The following is a 15921-nucleotide window of genomic DNA, read 5'->3' on the forward strand; positions in this document are numbered from 1 at the left end:
TTGGTTCTGAACCAACGTCTCGTGCCCCATCTGCCGTCTCGCGGCACAATCACGAAGAGCCCCGTCCGATCGGACGGGGCTCTTCGTGTGCGGGCTCAGTTACCGGAGCGGCGCTTGTTGTAGACGTCGAACGCGACGGCGAGGAGCAGAACGAGGCCCTTGACGGCCTGCTGCCACTCGATGCCGATGCCCATGATCGACATGCCGTTGTTCAGCACACCGATGATCAGACCACCGATGATCGCACCGCCGATGGTGCCGACACCACCCTGCACCGCCGCGCCACCGATGAAGGCGGCGGAGATCGCCTCGAGCTCGAAGCCGTCACCGGCCTTCGGGCCGGCGAGGTTCAGGCGAGCCGTGAAGATGAGGCCGGCGAGCGCCGCCAGGAAGCCCATGTTGACGAACAGCCAGAAGTCGACGCGACGGGTCTTGATGCCCGACAGTTCGGCGGCGTGGCGGTTGCCACCGATCGCGTAGATGTGACGACCGAACACGGTGCGGTTCATCACGATGCCGTAGACCATCACCAGCACCGCGAGGATGATCAGCGTGACCGGGATGCCCTTGTACGAGGCGAGCGCCCAGGCGAACCAGCCGATGACGACCGAGATGAGGGCGAGTTTCAGCACGAACCACGCGAGCGGCTCGGTGTCCTGACCGTACTTCTGTCGGCCCCCGCGTGTGCGGAACTGCTGCACGATGAGCGCGACGATCGCGACCGCGCCCAGCACGAGCGTGAACAGGTCGAGGTCCGCCGCACCGAACACGTCGGTGAGGAAGCCGTTGCCGAGCGCACGGTACTCGTCGGGGAACGAACCGATGTTCGCGTTGCCGAGCACGACGAGCGCGAGGCCGCGGAAGATCAGCATGCCGGCCAGCGTCACGATGAACGCGGGAATGCCGACGAAGGCGATCCAGAAGCCTTGCCACGCACCGACCAGCGCGCCGATGCCGAGCGAGAGGATGACCGACAGCCACCACGGCAGGCCCATCTGCACCGCGAATACGCCCGAGACGGCGCCGACGAACGCGGCGACCGATCCGACCGACAGGTCGATGTGACCGGCGATGATGATCATCACCATGCCGATGGCGAGAACGAGGATGTAGCCGTTCTGCACGACCAGGTTCGAGATGTTCTGGGGCCGCAGCAGGATGCCGTCGGTCATGATCGCGAACAGCGCCACCACCGCGATGAGCGCGATGAAGATGCCGTTCTTGCCGAGGTCGCTGAGCACGTGGGTCAGCCAGCGGGTGAACCGGTTCTCGGTGGGGTTGACGAGGCCGCCGGCGGCGGTCGACGAGTCGCCCGGGGAGGGGGTGATGTCATTCGACATGAGTGTGAGTCTCCTGCAAGCCCCTAGCGGGGCTTCTCCATGGTCATGAGCTTGAGGACGGATTCGGGGGTGGCCTGCTCGATCGGCAATTCACCGGTGATGCGACCCTCGGAGAGGGCGTAGACGCGGTCGGAGATGCCGAGCAGCTCGGGCAGCTCGGAGGAGATCACGATGATCCCCTTACCCGCGGCCGCGAGCTTGTTGATGATCGTGTAGATCTCGTACTTCGCTCCGACGTCGATCCCGCGAGTGGGCTCGTCGAGGATCAGCACGTCGGGATCGGAGTAGATCCACTTCGACAGCACGACCTTCTGCTGGTTGCCGCCGGAAAGCTTGCCGGTCTTGGCGAGCACGTTCGGGGCCTTGATGTTCATGCTTTTGCGGTACTCGTTGGCGACCTTGAACTCTTCGTTGTCGTTGACGAGCCCTGCCTTCTCGAGCTTCTTCAGCGACGCCATCGAGACGTTGCGCTTGATGTCTTCGATGAGGTTCAGACCGTAGGTCTTGCGGTCCTCCGTCGCGTAGGCGAGGCCGTTGTCGATGGCTTCGGAGACCGAGCGCATCTTGACCTCCTTGCCCCGCATGAAGGCCCGGCCGGTGATGCGGGTGCCGTAGCTCTGACCGAACAGACTCATCGCGAACTCGGTGCGGCCGGCGCCCATGAGGCCCGCGATACCGACGATCTCGCCGGCGTTGACGGTGATCGAGACGTCGTCGACGACGACGCGGGTGGGGTCCTGGGGGTGGTGCGCGGTCCAGTTCTCCACGCGCAGCAGCTCTTCGCCGATGTGCGGTTCGTGATCGGGATAGCGGTGCTCGAGGTCGCGACCCACCATGTCCTTGATGATGCGGTCCTCGGTGACGTCCGCCTTCGCGATCGTCTCGATGGTCTTGCCGTCACGGATGACGGTGACGGTGTCGGCGACCTTTTTGATCTCGTTCAGCTTGTGGCTGATGATGATCGACGTGATGCCCTGGCCGCGCAGGCTCAGGATCAGCTCGAGCAGGTGATCCGAGTCGTCGTCGTTGAGGGCGGCGGTCGGCTCGTCGAGGATGAGCAGCTTGACTTCTTTCGAGAGCGCCTTCGCGATCTCGACGAGTTGCTGCTTTCCGACACCGATCTGCTTGACCGGTGTCGTCGGGTTCTCGCGGAGTCCGACGCGCTTCAGCAGCGCGGCGGCCTCCTGGTTGGTCTTGTTCCAGTCGATGATCCCCAGCGCGTTCTTGCGCTCGTTGTTGAGGAAGATGTTCTCGGCGATCGACAGGTACGGGCTCAGCGCCAGCTCCTGGTGGATGATGACGATGCCCTTCGCCTCGCTGTCGCGGAGGTTCTTGAACTGCACCTCCTCGCCCGCGTAGACGATCGTGCCGTCGTACGTGCCGTGCGGGTAGACGCCCGACAGCACCTTCATCAGCGTGGACTTCCCCGCGCCGTTCTCGCCGCAGATCGCGTGGATCTCTCCACGCTCGACGGCGAAGTTGACGTTCGACAGCGCTTTCACGCCGGGGAACGTCTTGGTGATGCCACGCATCTCCAGGATGTGCTCGACCATCCGTACTCTCCTTGCCAGGTTGCCTGGTCGGTCGGGCCCAGCCGGGCGGCTCGCGCCGCCCGGCTGGGCCGTCTCATTGCGGTATTAGCCGCCGATTTCGTCTTCGGTCCAGTAGCCGCTGTCGACCAGCGTCTCCTTGATGTTGTCCTTGACGACGATCTGCGACTCGAGCAGGTACGAGGGAACGACCTTCACGCCGTTGTCGTAGTCCGTCGTGTTGTTGACCTCGGGCTCTTCGCCGTTGAGGATCGCGGCCGCCATGTCGACGGCGACCTTGGCCAGCTCACGCGTGTCCTTGAAGATCGTCGCGTACTGCTCGCCCGCGTTGATCGCCTTGACGGAGTCGAGCTCCGCATCCTGACCCGAGATGATGGGCCACTCTGCGCCGGTCGAGTATCCCGCGCCCTCGAGCGCCGAGATGATGCCTCGCGAGATGCCGTCGTAGGGCGAGAGGATCGCGTTGACCTGCGTGCCGTCCGAGTAGTTCGCCGTGAGGATGTCTTCCATGCGGCTCTGGGCGGTCTCGCCGTCCCAGCGGAGCGTGGCGACCTGCTGGAAGTCCGTCTGACCCGACTTCACGACGAGCGTGTCGTCGTCGATGTAGGGCTGGAGGACGTCCATCGCACCGTTGAAGAAGAACGTGGCGTTGTTGTCGTCGGGCGAACCGGCGAACAGCTCGATGTTGAACGGGCCCGCGGGGGCGCCGTCGATCGGGGTGCCGTCGAGCTCGACGAGTCCGAGACCGTTGAGAACCGACCACGCCTGCTGCTGACCGACGACGAAGTTGTCGAAGGATGCGTAGTAGTTGACGTTCTCGCTGTCGCGGATGAGGCGGTCGTAGGCGATGACGGGGATGTCGGCGTCTGCGGCACTCTGCAGCACCTCGGAGAGCGTGGTGCCGTCGATCGAGGCGACGATCAGGGCCTTGGCGCCCTTGGTGATCATGTTCTCGATCTGCGAGACCTGCGTGGGGATGTCGTCTTCTGCGTACTGCAGGTCGACGGTGAACCCCTGGTCCTCGAGCTGGCTCTTGACGGCGTCGCCGTCCTGGATCCAGCGCTCGGAGCTCTTGGTGGGCATTGCGACGCCGATGAGGCCGCCGTCGCTCTCGCCACCGCTGCCTCCGGTCGAGCCGCCGCCGCATGCGGAGAGCATGAGGGCGCCGGCGGTGAGGGTGGCCGCAGCGAAGAGGATCTTCTTGGCTTTCACTGTCGTTCCTTTCCAGGTGACTGCACTGTCTTGGTGGGTGTTTCGGGTGACCGCGCCCAGGTGGGCTACCGGCGGTCGTCGGTGTTCTGTCCGTACACGTTCTGGTATCGGGAGTAGAGCGCGTCGATCCGTTCCTGAGGGAGCGGGACGAGCGCACCGCCCTCACGGGCGATGTGTACGGTTCGGGCGGCGTCCTCGCACATGACGGCCGCTTTCACGGCGTCTCGCGGGCTGACGCCGATCGTGAAGGGGCCGTGGTTCTGCATCAGCACGGCGCGGGAGCGGTGACCGCGGAGAGTGTCGACGATCCCGCGGCCGATCGAGTCGTCGCCGATGATCGCGAACGGTCCGACCGGGATGGGCCCCCCGAACTCATCGGCCATGCCGGTGATGACGCAGGGGATCTCTTCACCGCGCGCGGCCCACGCGACGGCGTAGGTCGAGTGCGTGTGCACGACCCCGCCGACCTCGGGCATGTTGCGGTAGACGTAGGCGTGTGCGGCCGTGTCGCTCGAGGGAGCGCGGTCGCTACCCGGGGTGCCCTCGACGACCGCGCCGTCGAGCGTGCACAGGATCATGTTCTCGGGGGCGAGGTCATCGTAGGTCACGCCGGAGGGCTTGATCACGAAGAGATCGGCACCGGGAACACGGCCGGAGACGTTGCCGCCGGTCCAGACGACGAGGCCGTTGCGCACCAGTTCGGCGTGCAGCGACGCGACATCGGCGCGGACCCGGGCGATCGCCACTTCGGTCTTCACCCCGGTGACGTAGAGGTCGCGCTCGTCGGCGGATGCGGACACGGGTTGACTCCTTCGTCTGTCGTAACCCCGGTGTGACGATCAATGTGACCGTTCACATTGCGCCACTGTAGCCCACGACCGCGGGCGGGTTTCAACCTGTGCTGGTCTCGGATTGATAACGGCCGGAATCAGCGCGGGAGAAGCGCCGCGGACGAACCGCGCACGATCAATTCCGGCACGATCGTGCTCGCCGCCGGCTCCACGCCGTCGGCAGGACCGAGCAGCAGATCGACGCAGCGACGCCCGAGTTCCGCGAAATCCTGCCGCACAGAGGTCAGCGGCGGCCAGAAGTGCGCGGCCTCCGGGATGTCGTCGAACCCCACGATGCTGATGTCGCCGGGCACGTCCAACCCCTCCGCCCGCACGGCGTGCATGAGCCCGAGTGCCATCTGATCGTTCGAGGAGAACACCGCGGTGAAGTCACGAACGCGCAGCAGTTCCCGGCCCGCGTAGTACCCGAAGTCCGCCGTCCAGTCCCCCAGGATCGGCGCCGTCGTGGGAATGTCGTGGGCGCTCATCTCCTCGAGGAATCCCCGCATCCGCGCCTCGGCCTCGATCCAGTCCTGCGGGCCGGCCAGGTGGTAGATGCTGCGATGCCCGAGTTCGATCAGGTGCCGCGTGGCGAGGCGCGCGCCCGCGATCTGGTCGACCGACAGCGCGTGCTGGGGATCGAGCTCGGGCGACTGCAGGGTCACGTACGGAATGTCGAGGGGCTGGGCCTCGAGGGCCCGAAGAACGCGCACCTGGGGCGCGATCACCACCAGGCCCTCGATCGACTGCGCCGTCAGATGCGCGAGGCCCGCGGGAATCGATGCCGGGTCGTTCGGCACGATGTTCGCCGTGCTCACCCAGTAGCCGCGGGCTCGCGCGGCTTCTTCGATCGCCGCGATGCTCGACGCGGGGCCGTACTGCGTGCTGGAGGCGGAGAGGATTCCGATGGTCTGCGACCTGCTCGTCACCAGGGCACGAGCGGCGCGGTTCGGGCTGTACTGCAACCGCGTCATCACCTCGATGACGCGCTCGCGCGTCTCGGGCCGGATGCTCGGGTGGTTGTTGATCACGCGCGAGACCGTTTGGTGCGAGACCGCCGCGAGGCGCGCGACATCGCGGATGCTGGGTCTGCGACCCGCCGCCTCGTCGCTCATGGGGTCGGTCTCCGTTGATGGGGGATGTGCACGGTCACACGCCTGCACACATTATGCACAGATCACCGTATCCCGGCTCCGGAATGTGACAGTCACACGGCCGAGCCGCCTGTGGAGGAATCGAATGTGACTTGTCACATTCCGCCGCCGCGACCGGAGGCGTAGCCTGTGCACATGGCGGACTTCGCCCAGCATCTTCCTCTCAGCCAGCGAGCCGGCGTCGACGAATCGAACGTCAGCTCGGATCGTCGCGCGGCTGTCGCAGACGTCGTCGTCGAGGCCGCCCGCATCCTGGGCATCGCCACGCACGACGACGCGGCGCACCAGGCGCGTGCGCGTCGCTTCCTCGACGAAGCCGGTCTCGGCACCGGTGCCACGGGCGGCTCGGCGACCGACCTCCGGCATCTCGCGGAGACGCTCCGGACGGGCCGGCGCCGCCGCATCGGGATGCTGGTGAACGCCGTGCGGGCGCTTCTGGTGCTCGCCGACACGGTCGGTGTCGCACCGCACCTGGATCCCGCCGTCAGCGGAGCGGTCGCTCTCGCCGCCGAGGGCAAGGCCGCCTTCGCGCGACGCGCGGTCCTGCGCGGCCACACGGTGCGGGCCACCGACGAGGGCTGGGGCTTCGGCTACGGGCCGGTGCTGCAGGGCACGGGGCGCAGCATCCTGCGCTTCATCCTCGAGCTCGAGGACACCCCGCCGCAGCCGCTCAACTCGCCGCGATGAGGTCCCGGTAGAAGCCGATCCCGCGAAGCCACACGTCGACGCGGATGCTCTCGTCGTGCGCGTGCAGTGCGTCGCGTTCGGAGCGCGTGAGGTGGAACGGCGTGAAGCGGTAGACGTGCGGGCTGATGGCGGTGAACCATCGGCTGTCGCTCGCACCGAGCTGCAGGTACGGCGTGGCCACGATGTCGGGGTCCAGCGCGGAGGCGATCGCGCCGGCCAGCCGACGCCACGGTTCACCCCGCCACGGCGACACCGGCGAGGGATCGGTGCCGTGGCGCACCTCGATCTCGATACCGTCGTCCGCGATCACACGGTGCAGGCGCGCCGTGGCGGAAGCGATGGTGTCCCCGGTCAGCAGCCGGATGTTGACGGCCGCCCGCGCGGAGGTCGCCAGCACGTTCTCGGCCGGTGCACCCTGCAGTTCGGTGGCGACGGCGGTCGTTCGGACGAGCGCGTTCGTCTCCGGCCCGAGGTGTGAGAACACGGCCGCGATCAGCGGGCCGGTGACGCCGAGACGGCGGAAGAGGATCGCCAGCGCACGCGGCGCGTGCGGCGCGACGGTGGTCAGCATCGCGCGCACCGGCGGGCTGATGCGCCGCGGGAAGGGATGGCGCTGCAGCCGCACGATCGCCCGCGCCAGCCGCGCGGTCGCCGGCATCGCAGCGGGCGTCGAGGCGTGACCGCCGATCTCGCGGGCGGTGAGCCAGGCGGTCATGATGCCGCGCTCCGCCACCCCGATCATCGCGGTGGCACGCGCGACGCCCGGGAGCACGCCGTCGACGACCGCGCCGCCCTCGTCGAGGACGAGTCCGGGCCGTACACCCCGGGAGCGCAGCAGGTCGACGATCGCGCCGGCGCCATCCCCCGCCGTCTCCTCGTTGTGCCCGAACGCGAGATAGACGTCCCGCGCGGGGACGTGACCCTCGGACACGAGGGCCTCCACCGCTTCCAGAATCGCGACGAGCGCGCCCTTGTCATCGATCGCCCCGCGGGCGACGATCCGCGCATCCGTTCCCTCGTCGACGATGTCGGCGCCGAACGGATCGCGGCTCCACTCGGCGGAGACGACGGGAACGACGTCTTGGTGCGCCATGAGAACGAGCGGGTCCGCGGCGACGCGCCCGGGCCAGCGGTAGAGCAGCGCGTGCCCCGACACGACGTCTCGCTCGAGGTGAGCGTGCGTCGCGGGATAGAGGCGCTCGAGCGCGCGCTGGAAATCATCGAAGACGGCGAGGGCCGCGGCATCATCCGGCGCCGCGGAGACCGTCGGGATGCGCAGCAATTCGCGGAATCTCTCCAGAGCGCTCGTCACGCGCCGAGCCTACTGGGGTGGCCCCCGAGTACGGTGGGGAGATGACCGCCGATCACTCCCCCGGCCTGCGCTGGGGCATCCTCGCCACGGGTGGAATCGCCCATCAGTTCACGTCCGACCTCCGCACGGCGGGGCTCGATGTCCGCGCCGTGGGGTCGCGTTCGGCCGCCGGCGCAGAGGCCTTCGCGTCCGAGTTTGAGATCCCCCGCGCGCACGCGTCGTACGAGTCGCTCGTCGCAGACGACGACATCGACATCGTGTACATCGCGACGCCGCATCCGATGCACGCCGAGAACGCCCTCCGCGCGATCGAGAACGGCAAGCACGTGCTCGTCGAGAAGGCGTTCACGCGCGACGGCGACGAAGCGGCATCGGTGCAGTCGGCCGCCGAGGCCGCCGGAGTGCTCGCGATGGAGGCGATGTGGACGCGATACCTGCCCCACATGATCCGCATCCGGGAGCTCATCGCGGCCGGAGATCTCGGCGAGCTCCGGGTCGCGCACGCCGACCACAGCCAGAAGCTGTCGGCCGACCCGAACCACCGCCTCAACGCGCTCGAGCTGGGCGGGGGCGCGCTCCTCGACCTGGGCATCTACCCCGTGTCGTTCGTCTGGGATGTGCTCGGTGCACCCACGTCGATCTCCGCGCACGGCCGCCTCGGCGAAACGGGGGCCGACACCGAGGTCGCGACCGTCTTCACGCACGCGGGGGGCGCCGTGTCGACCACGGTGTCGTCGTCCCGCGCTGCGGGCCCCGTGACCGCGCACGTCGTCGGCATCGAGGGCCGGATCGACATCGATCGCACCTGGTACGCGCCCGCATCCTTCCGACTCACCCGTCCCGACGGCACGGTGGCGGAAGAGTACGTGTCGACGATCGACGGGCGCGGGATGCAGTTCCAGGCGCTCGCCGCGGAACGGTTCATCGCCGAGGGGCGCCGCGACAGCGATCTGCTCCCGCTCGCCGAAACCGTCGCCATCATGCGCGCACTCGATGACATCCGCACGCAGATCGGCGTGCGCTACCCCGGGGAGCACTGACCATGCCCGATCTGACCATCCCTCGCGTCGCGGTCTACCTCGACTTCGACAACATCGTCATGAGTTGGTACGACCGCGTGCACGGTCGGAACGCCTACTCCCGCGATCGGCAGCGGATCGCCGAGAACCCCAAGGACCCGGAGATCGCCGAGAAGCTCGCTCGCGCCACGGTCGACGTCGGCGCGATCATCGACTACGCCGCCTCCTTCGGAACCCTCGTGCTCACCCGGGCGTACGCCGACTGGTCATCGCCGGTGAACGCCGAGTACCGCTCGCAGCTCGTCGCGCGCGCGGTCGACCTCGTGCAGCTGTTCCCGGCCGCCGCCTACGCCAAGAACGGCGCCGACATCCGGCTCGCGGTCGACACGGTGGAAGACATGTTCCGCCTGCCCGACCTCACGCACGTCGTGATCGTCGCCGGCGACTCGGACTATGTGCCGCTCGCCCAGCGCTGCAAGCGGCTCGGGCGCTTCGTGGTCGGCGTGGGGGTGGCGGGGTCGACGGCCAAGTCGCTCGCCGCTGCCTGCGACCGTTTCGACTCGTACGACTCGCTTCCCGGGGTCGGTTCTCCCGAGCCGACGAAGAAGGAGGAATCGGCCTCTCGGGCGCGGGCGCGCAAGCGGTCCGTCGACCCGGCGACCGATCTGCTCGAGCGAGCACTGCGGCTGGAGAACGACAAGGACCCCGCGCAGTGGCAGCACGCGTCCGCGGTGAAGAGCCTCATCACGCGGCTGGATCCCTCGTTCACCGAGAAGGCGCTCGGGCACCGCAGCTTCACCGAGTTCATCTCCGCGCATCCCGACATCGCCGAGATGGACGACACCGACAACATCGTCCGCATCCGGCTCGTCGCCGATAAGCGCTGACGGCTGGAACGACCGGAACGGGGTCGACGGGGCACTCGCCCGGTCGACCCCGTTCTGCGTCGTCAGGTGAGGAAAGGGATGACGCCGGTCAGCACGCCGACCGCGAGCATCACGAGCGACACGATCGTCGCGCGCCACAGCACCTTCTTGTGGTGGTCGCCGAGATTGACGCCGGCGAGCGAGACGAGCAGCAGGATCGCCGGCACGAGCGGGCTCTGCAGGTGCACCGGCTGGCCGGTGATCGATGCCCGTGCCATCTCGACCGGGTCGATGCCGTAGGCCGAGGCGCTCTCGGCGAGCACGGGGAGGATGCCGAAGTAGAACGCGTCGTTCGACATGAAGAACGTGAACGGGATCGAGAGCACACCGGTGATCACCGCGAGGTAGGGCCCGAGGGAGTCCGGAATGACCTGGGTGATCCAGTTCGCCATCGCCGTGACCATGCCGGTGCCGTTCAGCACGCCCACGAGCACGCCCGCCGCCAGCACCATCGACACGACGCCCACGATGCTCGGGGCGTGCGCCACGATCTCGTCGGCCTGCGTCTTCAGCTTCGGGAAGTTGATGATGAGGGCCACCGCAGCGCCGACCATGAACACGAAGGCCAGCGGGAAGACATCCATGACGAGCAGCACCATGACCGCGAGGGTCAGCGCGAGGTTGAACCAGATGAGCTTCGGCCGGAGCGTCGCCCGGTTCGGGTCGAGCATCGTGTCGGCCATCGCGGTGTCGGCCGTATCGACGAGCTCGGATGCGGCCACTCCCCGCCGCCCGCCGGCGACGGTCACGATGTTGCCGGTGCGCAGCAGCGCCCGCGCACCCACCGTGCGGTCGGCCCCGCGGAACACCCGCGGCGCCCGGAGCGGGCCGTCGCCGGAGGACACGAGGCGCGACGTGTCGACGCTGCCCGCGAGGCGGCGGCGCTCGGAGAGACCGAGGAACCAGGCGAAACCGAGCGAGACGATGATTCCGGCGATGAGGGCCGGCACCATGGGCACGAAGATGTCGGTCGGCTGCAGCCCGAGCGCGGCGGCCGCGCGGACGGTCGGACCGCCCCACGGCACGATGTTCAGCGTGCCGTTCATGAGTCCCGCGACGCAGGTGAGTACCACGGGGCTCATCCCGAGCCGCAGGTAGATCGGCAGCATCGCCGAGGTCGTGATGATGAAGGTCGTCGACCCGTCGCCGTCCAGCGACACGGCGCCGGCGAGGATCGCCGTGCCCAGCACGACCTTCGCCGGGTCATCGCCGAGCAGCCGGGTGATCGCGCGGATGAGCGGGTCGAAGAGGCCGACATCGATCATGATGCCGAAGTACATGATGGCGAACATCAGCAGCGCGGCCGTCGGCGCCATCGAACTGATCGCGTCGATGACCATGTCGCCGAGTCCGAGACCGGCGCCCGCGAACAGACCGAAGATCGTCGGGACGACGATGAGCGCGACCATCGGCGTCAACCGTCGCGTCATGATCAGCGCCATGAACGTGAGGATCATCGCGAATCCGAGGATCACGAGAATGGTGTCGGACGGAACGAACGCGACCGCGTAGTCGGCGGCCTCCGTCCGGGGGACGATCGTGTGCATCGCGACTCCTTCGTCGTGGTGAGGCGCGGGTCCGGGCGCCGTAGGGGGTTCGGCCGATGCTAGGCCGCGGCGTCATCCGCCGCCCGCTTGCTCGCATTCCCGCACGTTGTGCGCGTAGCGTGTGTTCTGCGCATTGTGCGCAGAGGAGGCGATGATGCGCTTCGCGACGCGGATGCTGATCGTGCAGGTGGCGACCCAGGTCGCCGTCGTGGCGGTCTGCGCGGCCGTGTTCCTCGCCATCGGCGTCCAGCAGCTGCGCGAGGAGGCGGAGTCGTCGGCGTTGAACATCGCGCGCACGGTCGCGGAGGACGCGCAGGTACGGCAACTCGTGGCCGCCGCATCCGCCGCGGATGCTCCTCCTCCCGCGTCCGAGCTGCGCGCCGGACCGCTGCAGGCGTACGCGCTCGCGGTCACCGACCGCGCAGATGGCCTGTTCGTCGTCATCTCCGACGTGCGCGGCATCCGCCTCGCGCACCCGAACCCCGACCGGATCGGCGAGCAGGTCAGCACGAGCTTCGCCGAGACGCTCGCCGGCCGCGAGGTCGTGACGTGGGAGACGGGCACGCTCGGCGAGTCCGCGCGCGCGAAGGTCCCGATCCTCCCGCCGGGCGGAGGCGCTCCGGTCGGCCAGGTCAGCGTCGGGTTCGAGCCGGCCAGCGTCTTCGACGATCTGCCCGCGCTCCTCGGCGGAATCGCGCTCGCCGTCGGCGCGGCCGTCGCGGCCGGGCTCGTCGTCGGCCTCTTCATGCGGCGACGGCTCGAGTCCGTCACTCTCGGTGTGCAGCCCGAAGAGCTCGTGGCGCTCGTGCAGACGCAGGCCGCGGTTCTGGCGAGTTCCGGTGACGGGATCGTCGCGCTCGACACCGCGGGAGTGGTGCGCGTGTGCAATCCGGCCGCGGCGCGGATGCTGGGCCTCGCCGAGGCCGCCTCGGGCAGCTCGTTGTCTGCTCTTCCCCTCGACGACGACGTGCGGCGCGCGCTCGGCGGCGAGGGCGCACCGGGCGGGATGGTGATCGGCGATCGGGTGATCTACATCGATGTGCTCCCCGTCCTGCGCGCGGAGCGGACGCTCGGGACCGCCGCTGTGCTCCGCGATCGCACCGACCTGATCGCCCTCAGCGAGCGCCTCGAGAGTGTGCGCACGATGAGCGACGCGCTGCGGGTGCAGCGCCACGAGTTCGCCAACCGCCTGCACGCGGCGACGGGCTTGATCGACGCCGGGCGCGCGCACGAGGCCAGAGACTTTCTGCGCGACCTCGCCGGGGATGGCGGCACGGGGGCGCCGGAACACGGGTGGACGTCGGGCGAGCGGATCTCAGACCCGCTTCTCCGCTCGTTCCTCGGAGCGAAGGCCATCGCAGCGGCCGAACGTGGCGCGACGCTCACGATCGGTGAGGACACCCTCCTCTGGGGGCAGGTCGCGGAGGCCGAAGACGTCGCCGCGGTGCTCGGCAACCTGATCGACAACGCCGTCACCGCCGCGGTCGGCGGCGACCGCACGCCCACCGTCGAGGTCACCCTGCTCGACGACGGCGACACCCTGGTCGTCACCGTGGCCGACTCGGGCCCGGGCGTCGCCGATCCATCGGTCGTGTTCGCCCCGCGGAATCCGGATGCCGCCACCGCGGACGCCCACCCCGAACCACCCATCGACCGGGTGCACGGCCTCGGCATCGGCCTGCCGCTCTCGCGCGATCTGGCGCGTCGGCGCGGCGGAGACGTCTGGCTCGTGGACGCCGGAGGGCCGGCGTCCGGCGCCGTCTTCGGTGCGCGGTTGCCGGGCGTCATGACCGGTCGCGCGGCGACGGCGTCTCAGGAGGAGAAGCAATGACCGACATCCGGGTTCTGATCGTCGACGACGACTTCCGCGTCGGCGGCATCCACCGCGACATCGTGGCGGACCGCGCGGGCTTCACCGCGCTCGATCCGGTGCGGAGCATCGACGCGGCGCGCGCCGCCCTGCGCGCCGACACCCCCGACCTCCTGCTCGTCGACGTCTATCTTCCGGATGGCGACGGCATCGACCTGATGCGCACCTCGGGCATCGACGCGCTCGTGCTCTCGGCGGCATCGGATGCCGCCACGGTGCGCCGGGCGCTCCGGTCCGGCGCGCTCGGCTATCTCGTGAAGCCGTTCGACACCCGGGTACTCGGCGAGCGGCTCGATCGGTACGCGCGCTACCGCAACCTCATCGACGCCGATCGCGCGCTGTCGCAGGAGGAGATCGACCGCGCTGCGGCGATCGTGCACGGGGCCGGCGACGCCGCATCCGTGTCGCGGTCGGCGACCGAGCAGCTCATTCTGGGCACGCTCGGCGTCGAGGAGGCGTCGGCCGCCGAGATCGCCGAACGCGCCGGGATCTCCCGGGCGACGGCGCAGAGACACCTGTCGACGCTCGCGACCCGCGGGCTCGTCGAGGTGGGGCTCCGTTACGGTGCGACCGGGCGACCCGAGCACCGCTACCGGGCACGGGTCTCCTGAGCCGCTCGGGTGTCAGGCGCGCGGGGTGCGCGTGCTCCAGAGCGCCCACGCGATGAGCACCGGCTGGAAGAAGAGCCGCACGAGACGCTTCACGTCGGTGTCCAGACCGAAGCCGTCGCGGCGGTACGTGAACTGCGCGATGTTGCCCGGGAAAACGGCCGCGAAGAAGAGGGCCAGAACCGTGCCGGCGCTGCGACGGTGTCGAGGCAGGGCGACCAGCGAGGCGCCGAGGGCGATCTCGGCGACGCCCGACGCGAGCACGACGGCGTCCTTGTCGAGCGGCACCACTTCGGTCGTCCAGTCCGGCACTTGCGCCTGGAATTCCTTCCGGGCCCAGAACAGGTGGCTGACGCCGGCGAACACCATGGCGGCTGCGAGCAGCCAACGCGCGAAATTCCTCATGTCCTCAGTCCACTCCCGAACGCGGCTCGTGTCGAGCCCGAATGTCTCGCGACGCGCTGTGCTGACCGGCGGACGCCCGTCAGCGCGACATCGATGCCGATGCCGGTGTCGATGCCGATGCGCTGGTCAGGCGCGGCGACCGGACCCGCCCGTGGCCCACAGTGCCCAGACGACCAGCACCGGTTGCAGGAACAACCGTCCGAAACGCGCCCGATCGGTTCGCATCAACGGCGCGGGCCGGCCCGTTCGCCACTGGTGGACGTTGCCCGGGAACACCGCCACGAAGAACGCGGCGATCGCGTAGCCCGCGATCGCTCGCCGCGGCGGGGGCAGGAGCGCCGCGGCGCCGAGAGCGATCTCCGCCACGCCGGAGCCGACGACGATCGCATCCGTGCTCGTGTGGAGCATCCGCGTCGCCCACTCCGGCACGACGATGCGGTAACCGCGGCGCCCCCACGTGAGGTGCGACACACCCGCGGCCGTCAGCAGCGCGGCGAGCGCGAGGCGTGCGATGGTTCGCAACACGGAACGGATGCGGTGCCCACCGCGTCCGCGCCTCACGCGCCGGCCTGTTCTGCGGCGTCGCGTGCTGCGGCGTCACGTGCTGCGGCGTCCTGTTCTGCGGTGTCGCGTGCTGCGGTGATGGCGGCGGCAGCCGCGTCGATGAAACGTGCGTAGGCGTCGGGGCTGTCGTCGGCGGGAATGGCCCGCAGCACGACCTCGTCGACGGCGCCGAGATACGGCACCAGACCCGCCGCGATGCCGTCGTCGCCCGGCGCGGGAAGGACCGTGGACTCGACGCCGACGCCCAGCCGGGCGAAGTTCGCGGCGTAGTTCGGGTAGGTGGCATATCGCGCGGCCTCTTCCCGCATCCGCTCGATCCCCGCGGCGTCGACCGCCGCGCGAACATACAGGCACACCCGTGCGGCGGGCGCGAGATCGTGCGCGTCACGGCTCTGCTCGGCGGCAACCGCGGGCGGAAGCCACGACAGCAGCGGACCGTCGGCCTCGCGGGCGGCGAGTGCACGCATCCGCGGCCCGAGGGCCCCGACCACGAGGCCGACCGCCTGTCGATCGCGGATGCGGCGGACGCCGTCGCGCACGAGCGCGAGCTGGCCGGTCCGGGCGGCGCCCGAACCGAGCCCGATCCGGATGCGGGAATCCGGCGCGTCGATGCGCGAGACGGCGTCGGAGATCTCGCTCGGGGCGCGGCGGTCGAGCGGCACGACCCCGGTGGCGAGGACCAGACGCTCGGTCACGGCGGCGGCCGCCGCGAGTGCGGCGAGGGCATCGCCGTCCGGGGTGTCGTTGACCCAGAGCGCGTGGAAGCCGGCTCGCTCGGCGGAACCGGCGATCCGGGCGATGAGGGCGGGGCCGAGCGACCCGGCGACGCCGAGCGAAATGGTGGCGGATGTCATGTACCGAGCTTGCGCCCGGAGGCCGCATCCGGCGCACAGGACT

15 protein-coding genes are annotated in these 15921 nt (G+C 69.2%); 5 read left to right on the top strand and 10 right to left on the bottom strand.

Annotated features, from left to right (window positions below):
* Positions 1–95: 95 nt before the first annotated feature.
* The 5 genes from mmsB to LQ938_RS10775 form a co-directional block, all read right to left on the bottom strand.
* Complete coding sequence (mmsB, locus tag LQ938_RS10755; RefSeq protein ID WP_223720593.1) at positions 96–1340, bottom strand: multiple monosaccharide ABC transporter permease; 1245 nt, start codon at positions 1338–1340, stop codon at positions 96–98.
* Positions 1341–1363: 23 nt separating this feature from the next.
* Positions 1364–2893: a multiple monosaccharide ABC transporter ATP-binding protein gene (gene mmsA, locus LQ938_RS10760; RefSeq protein WP_223720592.1), complete on the bottom strand. Its 1530-nt coding sequence runs from the start codon at positions 2891–2893 to the stop codon at positions 1364–1366.
* 84 nt (positions 2894–2977) lie between these two features.
* A complete protein-coding gene (gene chvE / locus LQ938_RS10765) occupies positions 2978–4102 on the bottom strand; it encodes a multiple monosaccharide ABC transporter substrate-binding protein (protein ID WP_269216542.1) in 1125 nt (374 codons plus the stop codon).
* A gap of 65 nt (positions 4103–4167) precedes the next feature.
* Positions 4168–4860 (bottom strand): L-ribulose-5-phosphate 4-epimerase, encoded by a 693-nt coding sequence (locus LQ938_RS10770; protein WP_223720867.1) that lies wholly within the window; start codon positions 4858–4860, stop codon positions 4168–4170.
* Positions 4861–5030: 170 nt separating this feature from the next.
* Positions 5031–6047, bottom strand: coding sequence for a LacI family DNA-binding transcriptional regulator (locus LQ938_RS10775; protein ID WP_223720591.1), 1017 nt, complete (start codon positions 6045–6047; stop codon positions 5031–5033).
* Positions 6048–6221: 174 nt separating this feature from the next.
* Here LQ938_RS10775 and LQ938_RS10780 point away from each other — a divergent pair, with 174 nt between their 5' ends.
* Positions 6222–6773 carry a hypothetical protein gene (locus tag LQ938_RS10780; protein WP_223720590.1) on the top strand — a complete coding sequence of 184 codons (552 nt, stop codon included), beginning with the start codon at positions 6222–6224 and terminating at the stop codon, positions 6771–6773.
* Here the strand turns inward: LQ938_RS10780 and LQ938_RS10785 are convergent.
* A complete protein-coding gene (locus tag LQ938_RS10785) occupies positions 6757–8085 on the bottom strand; it encodes a M20/M25/M40 family metallo-hydrolase (protein ID WP_223720589.1) in 1329 nt (442 codons plus the stop codon). The two genes, LQ938_RS10780 and LQ938_RS10785, sit on opposite strands and share 17 nt — an antisense overlap.
* 41 nt (positions 8086–8126) lie before the next feature.
* On the opposite strand from LQ938_RS10785, the gene LQ938_RS10790 reads away from it, so the two are divergent.
* Together LQ938_RS10790 and LQ938_RS10795 are read left to right on the top strand one after the other, a co-directional pair.
* Complete coding sequence (locus LQ938_RS10790) at positions 8127–9125, top strand: Gfo/Idh/MocA family protein (protein WP_223720588.1); 999 nt, start codon at positions 8127–8129, stop codon at positions 9123–9125.
* A gap of 2 nt (positions 9126–9127) precedes the next feature.
* Positions 9128–9991 carry an NYN domain-containing protein gene (locus LQ938_RS10795; RefSeq protein ID WP_223720587.1) on the top strand — a complete coding sequence of 288 codons (864 nt, stop codon included), beginning with the start codon at positions 9128–9130 and terminating at the stop codon, positions 9989–9991.
* A 62-nt stretch (positions 9992–10053) separates the two neighbouring features.
* Here the strand turns inward: LQ938_RS10795 and LQ938_RS10800 are convergent, their stop codons facing one another.
* Positions 10054–11577 (bottom strand): CitMHS family transporter, encoded by a 1524-nt coding sequence (locus tag LQ938_RS10800; RefSeq protein WP_223720586.1) that lies wholly within the window; start codon positions 11575–11577, stop codon positions 10054–10056.
* Between the two features lie 154 nt (positions 11578–11731).
* On the opposite strand from LQ938_RS10800, the gene LQ938_RS10805 reads away from it, so the two are divergent.
* Together LQ938_RS10805 and LQ938_RS10810 are read left to right on the top strand one after the other, a co-directional pair.
* Positions 11732–13408 (top strand): sensor histidine kinase, encoded by a 1677-nt coding sequence (locus LQ938_RS10805; RefSeq protein ID WP_223720585.1) that lies wholly within the window; start codon positions 11732–11734, stop codon positions 13406–13408.
* Positions 13405–14058 (top strand): response regulator, encoded by a 654-nt coding sequence (locus LQ938_RS10810; protein WP_223720584.1) that lies wholly within the window; start codon positions 13405–13407, stop codon positions 14056–14058. Before LQ938_RS10805 ends, LQ938_RS10810 begins: the two co-directional genes overlap by 4 nt.
* Before the next feature lie 12 nt (positions 14059–14070).
* On the opposite strand, the gene LQ938_RS10815 is transcribed toward LQ938_RS10810, so the two are convergent.
* The 3 genes from LQ938_RS10815 to LQ938_RS10825 all read right to left on the bottom strand — a co-directional run bounded on the left by LQ938_RS10815 (position 14071) and on the right by LQ938_RS10825 (position 15878).
* Positions 14071–14460, bottom strand: a complete 390-nt coding sequence (locus LQ938_RS10815) for a DoxX family protein (protein ID WP_223720583.1) — start codon at positions 14458–14460, stop codon at positions 14071–14073.
* A gap of 126 nt (positions 14461–14586) precedes the next feature.
* Positions 14587–14982 (bottom strand): DoxX family protein, encoded by a 396-nt coding sequence (locus LQ938_RS10820; RefSeq protein ID WP_223720866.1) that lies wholly within the window; start codon positions 14980–14982, stop codon positions 14587–14589.
* A gap of 35 nt (positions 14983–15017) precedes the next feature.
* On the bottom strand, positions 15018–15878 hold the full coding sequence (locus LQ938_RS10825) for an LLM class flavin-dependent oxidoreductase (protein WP_223720582.1): 861 nt from the start codon (positions 15876–15878) through the stop codon (positions 15018–15020).
* Positions 15879–15921 lie beyond the last annotated feature (43 nt).

The sequence above is a fragment of the Microbacterium sp. cx-55 genome, from assembly GCF_021117345.1.
Classification (GTDB): Bacteria; Actinomycetota; Actinomycetes; order Actinomycetales; family Microbacteriaceae; genus Microbacterium.